Origin of the sequence: Synechococcus sp. OH2 (assembly GCF_047462155.1) — a bacterium.
In the GTDB taxonomy this organism is placed as follows: Bacteria; Cyanobacteriota; Cyanobacteriia; order Thermostichales; family Thermostichaceae; genus Thermostichus.
Genome location: NZ_JANSIR010000037.1, coordinates 7191 through 25862 on the forward strand (window position 1 = coordinate 7191; position 18672 = coordinate 25862).

Consider the following 18672-nt stretch of genomic DNA (forward strand, 5'->3'; position numbering starts at 1 on the left):
GCCCACCAAACCCAGCGGGAGGTGGGATCCCCCTCGGCGCTAAGCCTGCAGCGGATTTGATCCCAAGGATCTGGCAGCCAGCCGGCGTAGCCTACCACCAGAGACAGCGCTGCCTCCAGGTGAACCTGTTCATCCGCCTGGAGCAGGCAGCGGGAAAGCGGTCGCCGCAAAAGCTGCAGGGCCAAATTCACCTGGGCCTGGGAAAGCCGCTCCGCCTCGGCAGGGAAGATCTGCCGGAGCTGCTGCCAGTGACTGGCTTCCAGGGTGACCGTCAGCGCCTGGTAGGCCCAATCTTCCAGGTCTTCGGCTCCGTCTAGGATCAGAGGGATCCCGGTCGGTACCTCGGCTCCCCTTAGGCGAGCCCGCAGCCAATCCAGGGGATCTACCAACAGCAGCCCCTGAAAATCGGGATCTGGCCAACGGTCTTTTTGCAGGACGGGCTTGTGCAACTGCAGGGTCTGCCGGAGCCAAGGGATCTCTTCTCCCAAGATTTGCGCCTGCACGGGCACCGTGGCACAGAGCAACGTGGCATGCGGCCACATCAAGGCTGGCAGCAGATAGCTGAGGCGGTGCTGGCCCCCAGCAGGCACTTGGATCAAGGTGCTGCGACCCAACCGCAATCCCCGGGCCACCATGCGGGCCATCGTCAACTGATGGGGCCACACGGCTTCGGGAGACTGCCGCAAAAGCTGTCGCAACTGTTGGTGAACCTCAACCTCGATCACAGTCAGTACACCAAGGATCTGCCACAGACGCTAGGGTAAACTAGCCTATTCTAGGGTAGGGAAGAAAACCAAAGAGCACCCCTGGGGTGAGCGATGTCTGTTATTTCTGCTGTTCACACCACCTTGACCACGCAAGAGCAAGCCGCCGCGCAGAGGGGATCCCTGCTTTTGGATCGCTCTGAATGGGGTCGCCTGCGCCTGCAGGGATCCCCCGGCTTGGACTATTTGCACAGCCAGAGTACCCAGAATCTTAAGGCCCTTGCTCCCGGCCAGGGGGCGGATACGGTTTTCGTTAGCCCCGCAGCAGGGATCCTCGATCTGGCCACGGTGTATGTGGAAGAAGAGGCTTCCTGGATCTGGACTTCGCCGCAGCGGCGCAGCCTGCTGATGCAGAGCCTGGGGCGTATGTTGCCCTTTGTGCGGGGGGCCCAGCTAGCCGATGCGACTGACCAGACCTTTGCCTTTGGGCTAATTGGCCCCCAGAGCCAGGCTCTTCTGGAGAAGGTGGTGGCTGCAGAAGAGATCCCGACAAAACTGTACGAACACCGCCAGGTGGCGATTCAGGGGATCCCTGTCCATTTGGCCTGTGGCAGCGGCCTTGCCCAGCCGGGATTTACCCTCTGGGGCAACCTAGAGCACAAAGCTGCCCTTGCCGACTGCCTGCTGCAAGCTGGAGCGGAGCTGGCCTCACCTGAACTTTGGGAAGCCCTGCGCCTGGAGGCCGGTCGCCCTGCCGCCGACCGCGAGCTAACCCCCGACTACAACCCTCTGGAAGCCGGCCTGTGGCACGCCATTTCCCTCTCCAAAGGGTGTTACATTGGCCAGGAAGTCTTGGCCAAGCAGGTAACCTACCGGCGCATCCGCCAAACCTTATGGGGGATCCGCCTCCAGGGCGAGGCTCAGCCCGGTGCCGACATCGTGCGGCAAGGAGAAAAGATTGGTGTGTTGACCAGCGCTGGTTCCACCTCCCAAGGCTACTGGGGCTTGGGCTATGTGCGCACCAAGTTCGAGCCGGCTGAAGGGTGGGAGGTGGAAGTCGGTTCTGTAGCAGGGATCCTCACCCGCCCGCCCTTTTTGAGCTTTCCGCCTGTTGTTTGAGGTAGATCTCAGCTCCCTAGAGATCGAAATGGCGGCGAAAGCGGGGATCCCACCTGTCCTTTTTGCGCTGATTACAGACTTTGCACAGGGTTTGCAAGTTGCTGATGTCGTTGCTGCCGCCCTGGGCAAGGGGGACGATGTGATCAACCTGAAGCTGCACCTCTGGGGGCGATTTGCCACAACTGCGGCAGCGGAAGCCATCCCTTTGGAAGACATACTCCCGCACAGATGCTGGGATCGGGATCCTCTCACCAGGTTTTTTCTCTTTCATCCATTACTCACCTGTATTGCGAAAACTATCTAGTTCGGAGTCTCGAGATGGGCTATCGGGAATAAACTCGAGACAAACTTTAAGGGATACCTTTCCCTCAGCCCAATCCTTTCTAGGCTGTAAGATTCGGGATTTTACTCCCTCTACTAAAGCTCTAATTTCTACGTGAATCTTTTTTGAGCGAAGGTGGCTATTTGTTCGTGCAATATCTGCAAGAAGGTAATCAATAATTGCACTGTGCAAAACACTAGGAATATAGATTTGGTCGCCAATCGCAACGGCAGTTTCTTTATCATCTGCTTTGAGAAGTATCGAGTCAAGCATGTCTTGTTTCCTAGTGCTAACAGACCTGGCTAATCGGCATCCTTTCGAAGGTCATCCAGAGAAGATCCATCGCTTGCTGATCCTGGATCTTCTGGCTCAAACTCAACTATTAGCCTTACCCTAACTCTGCCATCAACCCATGGCAAGCTAGGACGTAAAAGTTTAACAGGGATCCCTCTCGCATCAGTTATTTGGTAAAAATTGACCGAGCCAGGAATGTTTTTGGCTCTAAGTTTGTCATATAAACGAGATCCAAAGTTATTATAAGCACTTTCCAAGCAAGCCCAAATAAACTCTTTTGAGTAGATCAGGCCTCCTCCTATATCAATGACGGTGTTTGGAGAAGCATCTATCTCGACAAAGCGATCCTGAGGTTGATCGTTGCTTGACACTGACCCAGCCTCCTAATGCATCCCGCTAACTTAAGCTACTCCTTGTCTGTGCGAAGGTCATCTAGAGGGGATCCATCGCTACTTTCTGAGCCCGTACGCTCTGGCTCAAACTCTACAGTGATCCGCAATCTGACCCTACCTTTCTCCCACTCCTTCTTACCCGGTACCAAGAGCTGACAGGTAAGGCCCTGATCAAACCACTTGGTTTCTTGCAGTAACTTTTCTAACTTTTCTTCAGATCCGGGAGGAATAGGAATAGGAGGAAGAAAGCTACTGGCAATACTAATCAGGTTTTCCGGTGGAAGGATCCCCGAGGATCTCAAGGCTGTAATAAACAAGCGATTGAGCTCTTCCTTTTTGGCCAAATCCTCTTGGGCAGCTTTGACCAGGCTAGCAACCTTGAAAGTTTTCTCCCCTATGGAGAGAACCCCTTCTAAGCATTGCTGCAAGGGCAGGGCCTTAGGCAACAAAACTTCACCTCCTCAAATAGTAGGGAGAAACAAACTACTTTATCTCAGATCGTCAAGTATGCTGTCCAGCTCGGGGAAAATCTTACCTAAGTCAGAGATCTCATCACTCGGCCCACTTTCGCTCGCTGGCTGCTCGGAAGAACCTGCTGAGCTGTCAGCTAATTCACCGGTCGAAGAAGGTTTCAGTAAAGAAATCGAGGGCAAAAGTTCACGACCTAGGCCCATAGCCTGTAAGCATAGGTTAATCCCAGAAACGGCTTGGTTGTAGCTATCGATCTTTGCTTCTAGATCCCTTAGACGCTGTTGGTTTAAGGTAATTCTTTCTTCTGCTTCCTTTCTAAGTGTCGCTTCCATAAATTGCTTTGCTTCGGGATACTTTTGTAGAATTTCATCAGCCACTTCCTTAGCAACGGGCAAGAGCTGAGTCTTGAGGGTATTGTTGGTTTCTTGTCGGAAGTTAGAGCGTATTGTCTGGCTGACTTTGGGCTCAAAGTCAAGCTTCAGCAATTGCCGGATCCCCGGCTCCGCATCTCGAATAGCGGAAATATCGTAGGACTGAGATGTTTGCTTTAAAACTTCCCGGAACTGGTAAATGGAGAAAGTGCCCTCGTCATAGAAGCGAGGACTTTCTCTTAGATACCGATCGCACTCTTTTCGAGCGCCGCTGACTAATGCAGTGCAAACTTTTTCCTTAACCTCTAGTAGTTTTTTCTCTAGATCACCGTCGGATCCCAGTAGGCGAAACAACTGCTTGTAGTAGTCTGAACTGCGTACCCGATCAATAATCCGCCGAAAGGAGTTCTCCACAACTGTGGTGGCAGACTCGACCAGTATATCCTCTAGGTGATTTGATAGGTAGTAAAGGGCCTCAACCAGCACAGCCAAAAAGGGAGCTGTGGAGTTACGGTGGTGGATGCGGACAGCTTGGCTATAGGCACTATCTATTGAGAATGTGTCCAGAAGCTCATCCAGCCTACGCACCATCTTGGCCTGCAGCCTTCGGAAGTCATACTCAAACTCTTTATCCGTTCCGTCAATAATTTCGTTAACCATAGTTTGAATATGTTCATCGAACTCTTGACCAATCCTATTCAACTGCTGATTAATAAGCATTAACTCATGGGCAATCATGCTATCAACTTCTCTAGGCTGGCTGTCTAGGTCTCTATAAAGATCTAGGTAGGACTTTCTGAGCTCAATACACAGAGGCTGCAGGTCATCGGCAAGAGCTATAAACAACTGCGGGCGCTTTTCTTCCTTCAAATAGCGAGTAATCCCACTGAGAAATTCTTCTATGCCGCTATCTTTGATCATGTACTCAATCAAGGGCTTGCCCCACTCGCTTAGAATTCGAACGTAGTTATCGATAGGAGTCTCATAGCCGTGCACCGAAGGGCGGAAGGGGGATCCCACAAGCCTGCCTGAGGAGCTACAGTACTTGACAAATTCGCTAATAAATTGAGGTGTCTGCTCTCTGCCACCTAGCTCTTTTATACTTTCTGCAAAAATGGTATCCAGACCAAACCTTGTTTCTCGAGTCGTTTCCCTGATCTGCGAGCCGTAGAAGCCAAGCAGGGCACTAGTTTTAAATAGGCGGGCTTGACGAAACTGCTGGTCAATGATGGTCTCTAATCTCTGCCTTAGCTGGGAGTTGTACCAAGTTTCATCAATGCGATTGAACACATAAAAAACTCGATCGCGAATACTTTCGCTACTTTGGATGTGCTCAATGAGTTCTGTTTCTTCTTTAGTCAGCTCACCTGTTGTAGCACACTTGAGGACACAGACAACTGCGGAAGTGTTTGGATCGGCAATTTTTTGATAGGTGCGCTCGGCATCCGCTTTAACGGGAGCATCAATTCCAGGGGTATCGACAATAACGTTTCCGTCTTCTAATAGAGGATGATGGCAGTAGTACTCAATCTTCCGCAGAACTGCACTATTGGCACCGCGCCGCGCAAAACTGGCCGCTTCTCTTAGGTTGCCAAGGTTAAGCTGTTCCATCGAAAATACTCTGTTTTCGGTTGGGTGAATTCTGGCGCGGTTTTGCTGGAAACCTTCAATTAATAAGCGCAGCGCATCTGCCTGCTTTGCTCGTTCCGACTTACTTTTGCCGCCCTCCTGCTGAACAATGGCCTCAGCCTGCTCTTTTAGGCGATTGAGGGTGACTTCCTCTAGGTTGTTGCCGCTGGGTAGGGCTAAGCCTAAGCGAGTGCAGAAGGCAGCCATCTGTTCCTGCACCTGCCGCTCGCTGAGGAAGGTGAGTACTACCCTCTCGGCGGCAGGCTCTGCATAGGAGATGTAGCACTCTGTCCCTGTGGCGTGTCCTTCAGCGCTATAGAGAAGCTCCCTTTCTAACAAGGCGTTGATCAGCATCGACTTGCCAGCGCTAAAAGCACCGGCAAAGACAATCTCAAAAGTTGGAGAAATAGCCTTGCTTAGTGAAGCCTGAACTCGGGTTGTATCTTGCTTTGCTGAGAGCGTGGGATCCTGCTGCCAAAGGTTTAGAATCGTTTCAACATGCTCCCGTAAGTTCTCACACTGAGGCAAGAGTTGCACAGCCATCTCAGGGATCTCCGCTAGGGCTGGGGAGATTATAACGCCCTCAGCCTCGGGCGTGAGATCCCTATACTACTTTTCTTCCGACGGGGCCCTAGCTTGCTAGGGCAAAGAGGTCACTCCACTCCCGCCTGGGAACGCCGGGCTTAGCGATGATCTCGAAGATGCGGTTTTTTGCTGCCGGCTGGAACAGGCTTTCAACAGCCACTTGAGCTACCTTGAGGCGAGGGATGCTGCCCTCAAAGAGAGTGTCAGCCTGGGAGAGGACAATGCCATCCTCGTTGTCCTGGTTTTTCAGGCCCCCTGGCCGAATGATGGTGTAGGTGAGGCCGCTTTTTTGCAGGTATTCTTCGGCTCGTTTTTTCCACACCAAGATCAGCCAAAACAGGTTGAGGGGATGGAACAACTGGGACACGCATAGAGAAGAAATCAAAACAAAGTGTTGGATCCCTTGGGCTTTGGCCACATCCACTAAGTTCTTGGTGCCTTCATAATCCACTCGGTAAGGCAGAAAGGGATCCCAACTGGGCCTAGCTCCTGTAGCACAGAGTACCACCGTGCATCCCTCCATGCCGGCCCTTAGTGTGGCCGGGTCCAGCACATCTCCCACCACCACTTCTGCTTCGGGGGGCAAAACCTGTGCGGCCAGCTCGCGGCTGCGCACCAGCGCCCGTACCGGGATGCCGCGGCCCACCAACTCTTTGACGATGCGCCGCCCCGTTTCTCCCGTAGCCCCTGCAACAAAAGCCTTCATCTTCTCCCTTTGCCTAGGTTGGCTGTAGTTGTACCAGCTCTTGGGTTGGCCCTGCTAGAACCATTATCCAATCCGCCCAGAGCGGAATGGTAGAGATCCCAAAGCGCAACGAATAGCCCCAACCTGCTGGTGAAGCAAGTTACGGGGGAGTAGCCGGTGGACTTCTATTGAAGCGGCTTGGCTACATCTCCCACCTTAAAGCCAGAGCCGCTGAGAATGCGGCCCACACTGGATCCCTGATCCACCTCTGTCAGTTGAATTTGGCCAGCTGGCTCGGTCAATTTGCGCAGGACTGCTCCTGTGGCTGGATCCTTAACCTCGCGAACGACGCGCTCCACAGAAAGGATCAATCCCACGCGATAGCCGTCGCGGCTGCCCTTGTTCAAGATCACCTGATTGCCGTAGACATCCGCCACCAAGGCATCCACCGTCGGCAAAGAGCGGGGCTGGGCTGCCAAGCGACTGGCAAAACCGGCCAACTGCTGGGCAATTTGCTCCACCGCCTGCTGGCTGGCTAAAACCAGCAGCTTTTCTTCGTTGCTGGTGGCGGATCCCCCGCCAAAGCCGGCAACCGTGACCGTACTATCCGACTGGCTGGCGTTGCCCCGGCCCTCGACCACGGCCAAGATCTCGGCCGTGCTGGTGCTCACCAGGCGGGCATTGAGCTGCACGTTGGCATCGGCATCCACCGACTCGGCCCCCACCGCCAGCGGAAAGCTGCCGAAGGGGGTTAAGACCGGCGCCCCACCGCCGGAACGGCGCACCGACACATCGAACTGGGTAACACTGCCGAGGATCACCGCATCGACCCCGAGGATCCGGCCCACCTGAGCGGCGGTGTTGGCATCCAACCGCCCCGATAGCCCCAAGTTCTGCTCGGCCAAGATCGCGTCCAGCCGCGAGCGCTCGATAACAGAAAAAGTGCCATCTCTCACCAGCCGATCCACCAGCAGATCGCTCACCCCCCGGGAAGCCTCGCGCAGGCTGTAGGAATTGCTGAGGCTGCTGAAATCAAAATCCAAAACCGCAACGCGCGGGCGAGTGCTGGGTTGAGGCGCTTGTCCTACCTGGCTGGGGGCAGAGAGATTGCAGCGAAGGTCTTGGGGAAACTTCTGGCACAGCTCCGGATTGGTGGATTGGGCAGCCACTGGGATCCCCGTCCAACCCAAGCTCAGCAGCGGGATCCCGAACAACAAGATGGAAGAGAGGTTGCGCATGATTGAGCGATCTCCTGGATCGAGGAGGTGGCCACAGTCCATTCTTAGCTTGCACCCAAAAGAGCTTCCGGGGGAGGATGACCAATATCACCTGGCCGCCTGTTCCAGAAGATGTCCTATACTCTACCGACTTCGAGGCCTTTGGGAAAAGGGATGAAGAGGGTTTGCACAGAGGAGTTGACAGATCTCAACAGTTAAGGTTGGGCAGAGACGCTCGCCCTTTGTAAGTTGCCGGAAAAGCTTGACCCAATTGGGCCAGGTTCAGAACGGGATCGAGCGTGCAAGCCCAGTGCTAGCCTAGTAGAGCTGTGTTTTTGTACAAGCTATGCCTGTTCCCAAGAAGAAAACCTCCAAAGCCCGCAGTCGCAGGCGGTATGCTGTCTGGCTGGGCAAAGCCAAGCTGCAGGCCCAGCGGGCGATGACCATTGGGCGCGCCATTCTCAGCGGTCGCAACACCGGCTTCTACTACCCCAAAGCCAAGTCCGAAGAAGAGGAGGGAGAAGAATAAAGCCCGGCAGCAGGGATCCCCATAGCCAGAAGAGTGGTTTACATTGGGGTCAGGCTCTCTTGAGAGCTGTTCTGCTGCCTCCCGGTCTTGGTTGTTTAGCGACTGGCATGCGCTCGTTGACCTCTCTTACCTACTACCAGCGGCTGGGCCTGTCTCCAGGGGCATCTCCTGAGGCCATTCGGCGGGCCTACCGGCAGTTGAGCAAACGCTACCATCCCGACACTTCTCCTCTGGCGCCAGAGGTGGCGATTCGTTGCTTCCAAGAACTCCAGGAAGCCTACCTTGTCCTCAGCAACCCGGCGAAACGGGCCATCTACGATGCCAGCCTGCGGGCGGTGACGGTCGAAACGGGATCCCTCAACGGGAGGGGATCCCTTCATACGGATTCTCTCGAGCTGCGCATGGAAACCCGGCCTCTCTCGGCGGGCGAGCTCTGTGCCCTGCTGCTGATGGGATCCACCTTCGTGGCGTGTTTGGTGTTGGCGGTTGCTTTGGCCTGGCTACGGGAGGGCGGGGTGGGCTAACCAACTCCGGTTGCTTGGGGATGAGGTTCAGACAAAGCGCTCGGAGCTTCCCACGGATCAAGTGCTTGAATGGAATAGGCTGTTAACTTTTGTCTAGTTTGACGGCTTCTCTGCGCGCGTTTGAATCTCACCATGCCTTTGCCCCCTGCCACCACACCTCTCTACAATCACCCGCTCCACGCCATCGAACGCTGGCTGGAGGAGCAAGGCTGCACCCGCGACCCAAAGGATGTGGAGCAATGGTTTTGCGAGCGGCCGGGCTGGAAAGCCTGCCTGCGCCTAGAAGAGACCAGCATCTGGGTGCGCTACACCTACCCGGATGGCAACACGAAAACCCTGTCTTTCCCCTACTCCCTCAGCCGCCAGGATGTAGAACAGGCCATTTTTGAGGACTAGCCGGCCATGCGCATTCTGCAACTGCCTGCCCTGCGCGACAACTACATCTATCTGCTCTACGATCCCGAGACGGCAACGGCAGCAGTGGTGGATCCGGCAGTGGCCGAGCCCGTGCTGGACAAATTGGCCGAGCTGGGGGCGGAGCTGGTGGCCATCTTCAACACCCACCACCACCACGACCATGTGGGGGGCAACCTGCAACTTTTGGCCCGCTACCCCCGCGCCGTCGTCTACGGCAGCCAGGTGGATCGAGGGCGGATCCCTGGCCAGACGGTGGAGCTGCAGGCGGGGGAGACGGTGGAACTTGCGGGCCGGCAGGCGAAGGTGTTGTTTGTGCCCGGCCATACGCGGGGACATGTTGCCTACTACTTCCCCGAAAGCGGGGATCTCTTCTGTGGCGATACTCTGTTTGCTGGGGGATGCGGGCGGCTCTTTGAGGGCACCCCAGAGCAAATGCTGGGATCCCTGGATCAACTGCGCCAGTTACCTGAACCGACGCGGGTGTGGTGTGCCCACGAATACACCTTGAACAACCTCAAGTTTGCCTTGACGGTAGATGGGGACAACCCCGACTTGCAGGCGCGCTATCAGCAGGTGGTGGCCCTGCGCCAGGCGGGATCCCCAACGGTGCCCAGCACCATCGGCGAAGAGCGCCGCACCAATCCTTTTTTGCGCTGGGATCAGCCGGCTCTGCAGGCGGCCACCGGCGTTCAAGATCCGGTGCGGGTTTTTGCGCGGCTGCGGGGTATGAAGGATCAGTTTTGACACTTTTCTTTTGATTGACAACTTTTGGCAATTTCTAAGAGAGCTAAGGCATACTGTCGGGGGGACTGCCTCTAGCTACTCCCTGCAGATCTATGTCTTGCCCCGACTGCCCAGCTCTGCCCGCCTTTCTGCAAGAGCCAGGGCGCCTATTTCTCTGGCTGCCCACTCCTCATATCCACCAGAAGCTCTGGCGGGCTCTGGAGGCCAAGACAGAGGTTCCCGTTCAACTTTTGCAAGACCTTGGCCTAGTTGTTGCCATTGCCCAGGGAGCCCTTAAGAAGACCCTGGAGACAATGGCTGATATTCTCTCGCAAGAAGAGATGCGGGCCAGCCGCGCCCTGTTTTTGGCCGGAGATAGGGATCCCTGCTGGCAAGATTGCGCCCGGGTGGAGTCACTGCTGCAGTTGTTCCACCGCACCCAAGCTGAGCTTTTGCTGGAAGTGTTGAAGGAAGACCGTCTCACCACCTACTTTCAGCCCATTGTCGGGGGGCGGGATCCCACTTGTGTGATGGGCCACGAGGCGCTGGTGCGCGGGTTGGACAAAGAGGGCAAGGTGATTGGGCCGGGCTTGCTCTTTGCCATGGCCCGCGAGGCCGGGCTGCTCTACCACTTGGACTTGGCCGCCCGCCGCACAGCCATTGCCGCGGCCACCCAGCACCGCTTACAAGGGGATCTCTTCATCAACTTCAGCCCTACGGCTATCTACGACCCGGCCTTTTGTCTGCGCTCCACCGTCTGGGCCATCAGTCGCGCCGGGATCCCGCCCCAGCGGGTGGTGTTTGAGGTCAACGAATCCGACCGCAGCCCCGATTTGGACCACTTGCAGCGGATTTTGCGCTTCTATCGGCAGGGGGGCTTTCGGGTGGCGCTGGATGACCTGGGCGCCGGCTACGGATCCCTGAACCTGTTGCACCAGTTGCAGCCGGATCTCATCAAGCTGGATAGGGAGCTCATTCGGGGGGTGGATCGGGATCCCTATAAGGCGGTGATTGCCGAGAAACTGCTGGAGCTGGCTCAAAAGCTGGGGATCACTACCCTGGCGGAAGGGATCGAAACGGCAGGAGAGCTGCAGTGGGTGCGCGACCGCGGCGTAGATCTGGTGCAGGGCTTTTTCATCGCCCGGCCCCAGCCTGTCCCCTTAGGATTAAGACCCAGAGGATAGCTGCCCCCGCGGCTTGAGCGGCTACCGAGAAGATGACCAAAGCGGGGAGAAAGAGATCGTAGAGCACCCCCATCAGGGCGCTGCCCAAAAACCAGGCCAGGCCGTAGATGCTGGTAAACAGCCCCAAGGCAAAGCCCCTCGCCTGGGCGGCCACCATGCCAGCTACTGCTGCCTTCATGACCGATTCCTGGGCGCCCAGGCCAATCCCCCAGAGCAGCATGCCCACCACCGTCAGCCCGTAGCTGCCGGAAAAGGCCAGCGGCGCAAAACCGGCAGACAGGACCACCGCCCCCAACAGGCTCCCCAGCCCCAGGCGGTCAAATAGCCAGCCCCAGCCCAGGGCGGCTAGGGCATCCACCCCCATGGCCAGGGCGTAGAGCAAGGGGATCCCTGCCGCCTCGCCACCTTGCTGCTGCAGGTGCAGGGCAATGAGGGAAAAGTCGGCAAACCCCATGGCCACACAGGCCGCTGCTGTGAGATAGAGCCAAAAGACCCTGGAAAAGCCTTTTGCTGGAGCGGTTTCCGGCTCCGGCTCAAAGTCGCGCGGGGTGGGATACAGCCATTGGGCCAGCCCCAGCACCCCCAGCCCCAGGGCCGCCGGGATCCCCAAGGCCAAGAATGCGCCTTGGAACCCGTAGCCGGCGGCAACCATTCCTGCCACCAGCAGCGGCCCTCCCACCGCCCCAATTTGGTCCAAGGTCTCGTGCAGGCCAAACCCAATGCCCTGGCCCACCTGCAGCGCCGCATGGGAGAGCAACAGGTCCCGCGGCGGGGTGCGGATCCCTTTGCCCAGGCGCTCGGCCAGCAAAAGCAAAGCAGCCCCAGGCCAACTGCTCACCCAGGCCAGAGCGGGGATCACCGCCGTGTTGAGAACATAGCCCAGGGTGGTGAGCTGCCACTGCCCTCGACTGCGGTGCACGGGATCCCTACTGAGACGGTCGCTCCAGTAGCCCACGCCCAGGCGCAGCCCATAGGCCAGCAGCTCCCCCCCGCCGGCCACCAGGCCCACCACCGTGCCGCTGGCCCCCAGGGATCCCAAAAAAGCTCCGGAGATGCTGCGGGCCCCCTCGTAGGTGGCGTCGGCGCAGAGGCTGACGATCCCCAGCAAAACAATGAAGCGCCAAGCAGGAGAGAAAAGAGTCATGGCCGGCGTCCATGCCTAGCGGAGACAAGAGGTGAGAGCAAAGAAGGCTTCAGGAGGGTCTTATCTAACCAGGAGCAACTGCGGCCAATCTAAGGCTAAGCCAATCTTGTTCTCCTTCCTTTGCATCGAATAGAATTAGACACCCTCCGTCCTTTTGGCTAAGGGAGCAAAGCAATGGCCGCTAAAAGAATTCTTTTTAAGCTGGCTTGCTTTTTGTTAAGTGCCTGTTTAGTTTCGATAGCATCGACGGTTAAAACAAGTGCCGAGCAGGCGTTCTTAAACGCTGAGTATCTCATAGCTACCTCGCCCCTTCCAGATATTGAGCGGGTTCGTTTTCAAGATGGCAAGTATCAAAGAGGCTCTAGCATTTTTGAAGAAGGGTTTCTAACAGCAAGCCTTGAAAGGCTGGAATCTACCAATCTTAACAACGATGGGCTTCAGGATGTGGTGGCGGTTGTAGCAAGCAGTACAGGAGGCAGTGCTGCCTGGATAAGCTTATCCGGCCTGTTAGGTGGCAGCAAAAACCCCACACTCCTAGAGCCTGTATTTCTTGGCGATAGAGTTGTCGTTAACAACATTTCCATCGCTCGTAGCTCTAGAGGAAGTGCTGAGGTCTGCTTAGATATGCTTGTTCATGGTCCCAAAGATGCTCAGTGCTGCCCTACTAAGAAAGAAAAAAGGTGCTTCACTGTCGCCGAAAACCGATGGATACCCCGTAGAGCCAAATAATCTTTGCTGAGGCCGGTTTGGAGGCCTAGCCTAGCAACAGCTCTAGGGCCCAGCATTGACCTTTAAGCCTCCGCTGCCTGCCCAGGGGTTTCTCTAGGAGACTCTACGAGGATTACAGGAATAGAGCTGGTCTCCAACACTGCTTGGGAAGTGGATCCCACCAACACTTGCTCCCAGGGGCGGTGGCCCCGCTTGCCCATGACTATGTCGGTAACCTGCCGCTCCTGGGCCACATCCACGATGGTCTCCGCCAGGGGGCCAGAAGCCGGGCAAAATTCGTGGCGAATATCCGCCAAAAGACGCTGGGCAAGCTGCCGCAACGCTTCCACCCCCTTCCCCTGGGGCTCATCGGTAACATGGAGCACAATCACTTCCCCATCCACCCGCCGCGCTAGATCCGCTGCCTTGCGCAGCACCGCCTCAGCCAAGGGAGAGGTATCCACAGCGGCCAAGAAGCTCACCTTACCCTGGCTGCCCACCTTGGTGGGATCCACTTCTCCCTTTTCCAATAGGCGAGGGGCAAAAACCTGGGTTAGCCAGGCCCCTAGGGGTGCTGTGGTCAAAATCGACAGGGCCGCTAGGGCGAGGATCGTGTCCCCGCCAGGGATCCCCCGGGCTAAGGGGATGCCGCCGATGGCCGCCTGCACCGTGGCTTTGGCCATGTTGCCCGGAAGCAAGAAGAGCCGCTCCCGCCAGTTCCAGTTGCTCCCCAGGGTGGAAAGCCACCAGCCCAAGCCTCGGCCCAACAGCAGGCTCAGGGTCAAAAGCAGCAAACCGGGCAAGAGCAGGGATCCCAGTACCTGCAGATCCAAAGAGGCCCCCAGCAGGACAAACAGCACGATCTCCGCCACCGTCCAGAGGGCGTCGAACCCAAGCCGCAGCCGCCGCGCCAGCGGCCCATCCAGTTGGACGAGGAAAAACCCTAGGGCCATCACCGCCAGGTAGCCGGAAAAATAGGGCCACACCTGCGGCGCCAGCACCAAGCCCAGCGCCAGGCAGGCCGCCAGCAGCACCTCTTGCGTACTGTTGCGAGTCCAGTTCTGCTGCACCAAGAGGGCCACCAAAACCCGCGCCCCCAGGTAGCCCACCGCCACCCCCAGCAGGATCTCCATCCCCACCTGGAACGGCAGCCACTGCAGGCGAAGGCTCTGGGCAGATCCCTGCCCCAAAAAGCTCAGCAACAGGCTAAAGCCCAGCAACAGCAGCACATCGGAAAGGGCGCTGCCGGTCAAAATGGCGTCCGGGATCCCCTTGGCCACCCCCCAGCCCAGGCTCTTGAGGCGCAGCATCCCTGGCACAATCACCGCCGGCGACTCCGCCCCAATCACACAGCCCAAAAGCAGCCCCGTCCCCCAGTCCAGCCCCAGGATCCAGCGGCTCAAGAGCGCCACTGCCACCGCCTCACAGGCTGCCGGCAAAAACCCCAGGCGCAGGGCCACGGATCCCTGCTGGGCCAGCTTTTCCCAATCCAGCCCCAGGCCCGCCTTCATGAGGATGATCGTGACGGCCACTAGGCGCAGATCCCCGGCTGCCGCCAACAGCTCTGGGGACAAGACCTCTTGCAACAGGATCCCGACCAGAATCATCCCCACTAGCGGCGGCATCCCCAGCCGGCCCCCAATCTGGCCGACAAAAAAGCCCATCCCTAAGATCCACAGCCAACTGCCCAGCATCAACAAAACCTCTCTCTTTGCCGTCCAGATGGTGAAGGGCAGCCCAGAGGGAAGTAGAGCCTTGGGGGCTGTGGGGTGGTAACCCAAGATCAAAGACTCCCACCCCCTGGATCTGCCCAGAAGAGTAGGAGTCATCAGCCTCAGCCTTGGATTTAGAGAATTCTTAGAACCTGCCTGAGGCGGTTACGGTGAACCCCATCACCGGTTGCCGGAGCAAGCTGACCGACAACTCACTCACGTTGACCTATAGGGTATCACGCCCCATCTTCCACCGCAACCAAGCGATAGGAGTGATGGGGACGGCCAATGGAGCCATAGAAATCGCTGCAGACATTGTGGGTAAAGCGATCGCTAAGGCTGCGGGTAACCTGCTGCACCACCTGGCTGCCCACTCTCTGAACCAACTTGCGCGGCAGGACTTGCAAAAACTTGGGCAAATGCAGCCGGATATCGAGATGAAGATCCCAGTGGACGCGGGTAGTGGCAGGGGATCCCGGTAGCTCCTCCAGCCGGAAACTGGCCTGGCAATCTACCCGATAGGGCAGGGCGGCCTCCCCCGGCAGCTCAGTCGAAGTCAGCCGAAACAGGTAATCTTCCTCCGGCCAGATCTTCACCCCAAAGCAGGGCTCCAGCTCAAACCCCAGCCCACCCATGCGGAAAAACTGCAGCTTGTAGGTGTCGGCAGAGAGGGGCTCCACCTGCAATGGCCGGAAGCAGCGCTGGATCCACTGGCTATGGCCGCGCAGGTAACGGGCCAAAGTCTCCCGATCGGTCTCCAGATCCACTTGGCCCCGTCGCCCAGCCTGCAAATCCAAGTGGATCTTGGCTATCGGTTGATCTAACGGTGGGGGGTGATCCATCTCCTCCAAAGGCGGCTCCCCCTCTTCGGACAAAGCCCCTTCACTGAGGGGAACGACGGGCTTGGAGTTGGCGATAGACATCCCGAATATCCACCTGATAGTGAGCAAGAGCCACGAGGCAGTGGTACCAGAGATCCGCCACCTCGTCGGCCAGGGCGGTCTTGTCCCCCTCTTTTGCTGCCATCACCACTTCAGCCGTCTCCTCGCCGAGTTTTTTCAGGATGGCGTTGTCTCCCTTGGCCAGCAGGCTGCTGGTGTAGGAATCGGAACGGGGATCCGCCTGGCGGGCCTTGATCACGGCAAACACCTGCGACAGGGTATCGGCGGCCGGGATGGGATCCCCTTCCTTCTCTGGGAGGGTGCGGAAGAAGCAGCTCCGTGCTCCTGTGTGGCAGGCCGCATCTCCCACCTGCTCCACCAAAATGACCAGCGCGTCGCTGTCGCAGTCGTAGCGGATTTGTTTGACCCACTGCACGTGGCCAGAAGTTTCCCCCTTGGGCCAGAACGCCTGGCGGGAGCGGCTCCAGAACCAGGTGCGGCCTGTCTCCAGCGTTTTTTGCAGCGATTCCCGGTTCATCCAGGCCATCATCAGCACCGTCCCGTCCAGGTAGTCCTGCACAATGGCCGGGATCAAACCCTGTTCGTTATAGCGGAGGCTGTCCAGATGAGCGATCCCCTCCGGCAGAAGAGCGCGGGGCGGATCCGCTGAAGGAATGGAGTCCGAGGCAGCAATCATAGAGGGCAGGAATCCAAAGAGAGCATAGAAAGCAAGATAGCAAAGCCAGCTCTCCCCAGGGTACCTCCTCCTGCCCAGCCCGGTTTTTGTTGCCGCTAGGGGGATTTTAACCTGGGCTTAACCTGGTTTTAGTTGTGACTTAAAGTCAAGCTGCTAAGTTTGATACCGAGCTTTCGCGCGCCGAGGGGGAGCAATGCGCATCCGGGTAGAAAACCTCTGGGTCACCTTTAAAAACAAAGTTGCCCTAAGAGGGGTTTGCCTCGACTTGTTTGGCGATGGAGCCCAGGTTGTGGCCCTGATTGGCCCCTCTGGCGCTGGGAAGTCCACCCTCCTTAAGCTCCTGAAGGGAATGGTTAGGCCCAGCGTTGGAAAAGTCTGGGTTGGCTCTTTCCCCCTCCACGAAGGCGGAGGAGAGGGTCTACAGCAGGTGCGCAAGCGTACGGGCATGATCTACCAGACTTTTCAGCTCATTGGCCGCCTGACTGTCTTGGAGAACGTCCTGATTGGGCGCCTGCCCCACCTGAATCTTACCCAGGGCTTGCTGCGGCAGTTCTCGGAGCAAGATCTGGCCCAAGCAGAAAGGCTACTGGAGGAGGTGGGGCTTCTCGAGCACGCCTGGCAGAGGGCCGATGCTCTTTCGGGGGGACAGCAGCAGCGGGTGGGCATTGCTCGCGCCTTGATCCAAGAGCCGGCGCTGATCCTGGCAGATGAACCCATCTCGGCTTTGGATCCCAAAAATGCGCAGGTGATCATGGATTTACTGCTGGGAATGGTTCGTCGACAGGGCATCCCGCTCCTAGTGACCCTGCATCACCTGGAGATGGTGCGCCATTACGCCAACCGAGTTGTTGCCTTTAAGGATGGGCAGGTTTTCTTTGATGGGCCAGTCTCGGCTCTCACCTCTGAAAAGGAGAAGGATCTCTACTTTGGGGAGGAGGAAGCCTCTCAAACCCTCGGAGGGTTGCCCTCAGCCTTGACGGCTTGAGGACAGGTAAGCTCAAACTCAACTTCAATCAATTTCAAGTCAGCTGCAGAGGAGAATACTCATGCGGAGAAGGAAGGTTTTGGCTCTAGCGGCTTTCCTATTGGGCTTTGCCAGTTGGGTGCCGGTGTTGGCGCAGAAGCAGAACTGGCCCGAGGAGCTGGTCATTGCTGAAGTGCCGGTGGAGAGTGCTGCTGATTACGAAGCTCGCTATGCGCCTTTCCTGAACTACCTCAAAGAGAGATTGGGGATCCCGGTGCGTTTGTTCGTGGCTGGTGACTACACGGCTGTGATGCTCTCCCAGGCGGAAGGGAAGACCCACGTTGCTTTTTATGGGCCCGCCTCTTACGTCGATGCGATTGAAAAAGCCAATGCCCCCATCGAAGCCTTTGTGAAGGAAGATTCTGTTCGCTCGGGCACTGTTTACCACTCTCTGATGATTTCCAAGAAGGGCAGTGGCATTACAACTCTAGAAGCTGCCAAGGGCAAAGATTTTGCTTTCGTTGACCCGGAGAGCACTTCTGGTTTCAAGGTGCCCATGGCTTACTTCTGTCTAGAGGCCAAGATCAAGCCCAAGGAGTACTTTAAACAAGTTGCCTTTGCCGGCAACCATGAGTCGGTTATCCTGGGAGTCTCTCAGGGAACCATTCCCGTGGGGGTGACTTGGGATACCGGGATCAGCATTGCCACCAAGAAGGGCCAAATTAAGGGTTTGGAAGATTTTGAGGTGATCTGGAAGTCCGATCCGATCCCTTCCTCTCCCTGGGCCTACCGCAAAGACCTGCCGGAAGACCTCAAAGAAGCCATCCGCACGGCCTACCTAGAGTACGAGAACACACCGGAAGGCAAGCAATGGCTAGAAGCTCGCGGTCTCAAGGGTTTTGAGCCGGCCAGCGACAAGGATTATGATCCCTTCCGCAGGGTTAACAATGCTCTTAAGCAACCTGAGTGCCAACTCTAAGAAACTGCCCCCCTTACCAGCGGAGCTCAAACGGAGAGATCGCCTCGGTGTTCTGCTAGTCGGGATGATCCTTCTGGCTCTCCTGCTGACGGCAGGGCCGGCTGAGATCTCACCAGTCAGGCTGCTGGCTGGGTTGGGGAGGAGTGCTGCCTTTGTCGCTCGCTTCTTTCCGCCCAGCCTGCACTTTCTGCCAGCTTTTCTTTACTCTTTGCTTCAGACCCTGATCATGGCTTTCTGGGGCACTTTTCTGGCCACCTTCCTTGTGCTTCCCTTGGCCTTCCTGGGATCCAAGAATGTCATCCGCTCTCCCGTGGTCTATCTGGCTGTCCGCGGGCTGATGGATATCCTTAGGGGACTCAACGAGCTGGTTTTGGCCCTGGTTTTTGTGGCTGCCATTGGCTTTGGGGCCCTCCCCGGGGTC

21 protein-coding genes, 1 pseudogene and 1 riboswitch are annotated in these 18672 nt (G+C 57.1%); of the genes and pseudogenes, 10 read left to right on the plus strand and 12 right to left on the minus strand.

Features of this window, described 5'->3' with window-relative positions; all coding sequences use genetic code 11:
• Nucleotides 1-725 (minus strand): annotated as a pseudogene (locus NW835_RS02455) (hypothetical protein); the annotation flags it as partial.
• A 93-nt stretch (nucleotides 726-818) separates the two neighbouring features.
• On the opposite strand from NW835_RS02455, the gene NW835_RS02460 reads away from it, so the two are divergent.
• A complete protein-coding gene (locus NW835_RS02460; protein WP_414364230.1) occupies nucleotides 819-1823 on the plus strand; it encodes a YgfZ/GcvT domain-containing protein in 1005 nt (334 codons plus the stop codon).
• A gap of 16 nt (nucleotides 1824-1839) precedes the next feature.
• Here NW835_RS02460 and NW835_RS02465 read toward each other — a convergent pair whose 3' ends face one another.
• The 7 genes from NW835_RS02465 to NW835_RS02495 form a co-directional block, all read right to left on the minus strand.
• Entirely contained in the window at nucleotides 1840-2094 is a 255-nt protein-coding gene (locus tag NW835_RS02465) for an HNH endonuclease (protein ID WP_414364229.1), read from the minus strand.
• A 3-nt stretch (nucleotides 2095-2097) separates the two neighbouring features.
• Entirely contained in the window at nucleotides 2098-2418 is a 321-nt protein-coding gene (locus NW835_RS02470) for a KGK domain-containing protein (RefSeq protein ID WP_414398577.1), read from the minus strand.
• Between the two features lie 29 nt (nucleotides 2419-2447).
• Entirely contained in the window at nucleotides 2448-2810 is a 363-nt protein-coding gene (locus tag NW835_RS02475) for a KGK domain-containing protein (RefSeq protein WP_414364227.1), read from the minus strand.
• A 35-nt stretch (nucleotides 2811-2845) separates the two neighbouring features.
• A complete protein-coding gene (locus tag NW835_RS02480) occupies nucleotides 2846-3280 on the minus strand; it encodes a KGK domain-containing protein (RefSeq protein ID WP_414398580.1) in 435 nt (144 codons plus the stop codon).
• Nucleotides 3281-3319: 39 nt separating this feature from the next.
• Nucleotides 3320-5845 (minus strand): dynamin family protein, encoded by a 2526-nt coding sequence (locus tag NW835_RS02485; protein ID WP_414414433.1) that lies wholly within the window; start codon nucleotides 5843-5845, stop codon nucleotides 3320-3322.
• An 88-nt stretch (nucleotides 5846-5933) separates the two neighbouring features.
• The gene (locus tag NW835_RS02490; RefSeq protein ID WP_414386435.1) at nucleotides 5934-6593 is read right to left on the minus strand and encodes an SDR family oxidoreductase; all 660 of its coding nucleotides are present in this window, start codon (nucleotides 6591-6593) and stop codon (nucleotides 5934-5936) included.
• A gap of 164 nt (nucleotides 6594-6757) precedes the next feature.
• The gene (locus NW835_RS02495; RefSeq protein ID WP_414364222.1) at nucleotides 6758-7810 is read right to left on the minus strand and encodes a CsgG/HfaB family protein; all 1053 of its coding nucleotides are present in this window, start codon (nucleotides 7808-7810) and stop codon (nucleotides 6758-6760) included.
• Between the two features lie 325 nt (nucleotides 7811-8135).
• Between NW835_RS02495 and NW835_RS02500 the strand changes: the two genes are divergently transcribed.
• From NW835_RS02500 to NW835_RS02520, 5 genes are all read left to right on the plus strand, one after another.
• Complete coding sequence (locus tag NW835_RS02500) at nucleotides 8136-8318, plus strand: 50S ribosomal protein L32 (RefSeq protein WP_011430004.1); 183 nt, start codon at nucleotides 8136-8138, stop codon at nucleotides 8316-8318.
• A gap of 107 nt (nucleotides 8319-8425) precedes the next feature.
• Nucleotides 8426-8842 carry a J domain-containing protein gene (locus tag NW835_RS02505; protein ID WP_414364221.1) on the plus strand — a complete coding sequence of 139 codons (417 nt, stop codon included), beginning with the start codon at nucleotides 8426-8428 and terminating at the stop codon, nucleotides 8840-8842.
• Between the two features lie 132 nt (nucleotides 8843-8974).
• Nucleotides 8975-9238 (plus strand): DUF3143 domain-containing protein, encoded by a 264-nt coding sequence (locus NW835_RS02510; RefSeq protein ID WP_414335177.1) that lies wholly within the window; start codon nucleotides 8975-8977, stop codon nucleotides 9236-9238.
• 6 nt (nucleotides 9239-9244) lie between these two features.
• The gene (gene gloB / locus NW835_RS02515; protein WP_414370771.1) at nucleotides 9245-10003 is read left to right on the plus strand and encodes a hydroxyacylglutathione hydrolase; all 759 of its coding nucleotides are present in this window, start codon (nucleotides 9245-9247) and stop codon (nucleotides 10001-10003) included.
• Between the two features lie 92 nt (nucleotides 10004-10095).
• Nucleotides 10096-11166, plus strand: coding sequence for an EAL domain-containing protein (locus NW835_RS02520; RefSeq protein ID WP_414414434.1), 1071 nt, complete (start codon nucleotides 10096-10098; stop codon nucleotides 11164-11166).
• On the opposite strand, the gene NW835_RS02525 is transcribed toward NW835_RS02520, so the two are convergent.
• Nucleotides 11117-12310, minus strand: a complete 1194-nt coding sequence (locus NW835_RS02525) for an MFS transporter (RefSeq protein WP_414414435.1) — start codon at nucleotides 12308-12310, stop codon at nucleotides 11117-11119. The genes NW835_RS02520 and NW835_RS02525 overlap by 50 nt on opposite strands.
• 174 nt (nucleotides 12311-12484) lie before the next feature.
• On the opposite strand from NW835_RS02525, the gene NW835_RS02530 reads away from it, so the two are divergent.
• Entirely contained in the window at nucleotides 12485-13039 is a 555-nt protein-coding gene (locus NW835_RS02530; protein WP_414414436.1) for a hypothetical protein, read from the plus strand.
• A 62-nt stretch (nucleotides 13040-13101) separates the two neighbouring features.
• Here the strand turns inward: NW835_RS02530 and NW835_RS02535 are convergent, their stop codons facing one another.
• The 3 genes from NW835_RS02535 to hisIE all read right to left on the minus strand — a co-directional run bounded on the left by NW835_RS02535 (nucleotide 13102) and on the right by hisIE (nucleotide 16308).
• The gene (locus NW835_RS02535; RefSeq protein WP_414414437.1) at nucleotides 13102-14805 is read right to left on the minus strand and encodes a cation:proton antiporter; all 1704 of its coding nucleotides are present in this window, start codon (nucleotides 14803-14805) and stop codon (nucleotides 13102-13104) included.
• 25 nt (nucleotides 14806-14830) lie between these two features.
• A riboswitch (Fluoride riboswitch) is annotated at nucleotides 14831-14924 on the minus strand.
• 42 nt (nucleotides 14925-14966) lie between these two features.
• Complete coding sequence (locus tag NW835_RS02540) at nucleotides 14967-15653, minus strand: DUF1997 domain-containing protein (protein WP_414336891.1); 687 nt, start codon at nucleotides 15651-15653, stop codon at nucleotides 14967-14969.
• Nucleotides 15613-16308 (minus strand): bifunctional phosphoribosyl-AMP cyclohydrolase/phosphoribosyl-ATP diphosphatase HisIE, encoded by a 696-nt coding sequence (hisIE, locus tag NW835_RS02545; RefSeq protein ID WP_414414438.1) that lies wholly within the window; start codon nucleotides 16306-16308, stop codon nucleotides 15613-15615. Before hisIE ends, NW835_RS02540 begins: the two co-directional genes overlap by 41 nt.
• 193 nt (nucleotides 16309-16501) lie before the next feature.
• On the opposite strand from hisIE, the gene NW835_RS02550 reads away from it, so the two are divergent.
• The 3 genes from NW835_RS02550 to NW835_RS02560 all read left to right on the plus strand — a co-directional run.
• Nucleotides 16502-17293 carry a phosphonate ABC transporter ATP-binding protein gene (locus NW835_RS02550; protein WP_414385756.1) on the plus strand — a complete coding sequence of 264 codons (792 nt, stop codon included), beginning with the start codon at nucleotides 16502-16504 and terminating at the stop codon, nucleotides 17291-17293.
• Nucleotides 17294-17354: 61 nt separating this feature from the next.
• Nucleotides 17355-18251: a phosphonate ABC transporter substrate-binding protein gene (phnD, locus tag NW835_RS02555; protein ID WP_414414439.1), complete on the plus strand. Its 897-nt coding sequence runs from the start codon at nucleotides 17355-17357 to the stop codon at nucleotides 18249-18251.
• Nucleotides 18252-18315: 64 nt separating this feature from the next.
• A partial coding sequence (locus NW835_RS02560) for a PhnE/PtxC family ABC transporter permease (RefSeq protein ID WP_414414440.1) occupies nucleotides 18316-18672 on the plus strand: 357 nt, incomplete at its 3' end.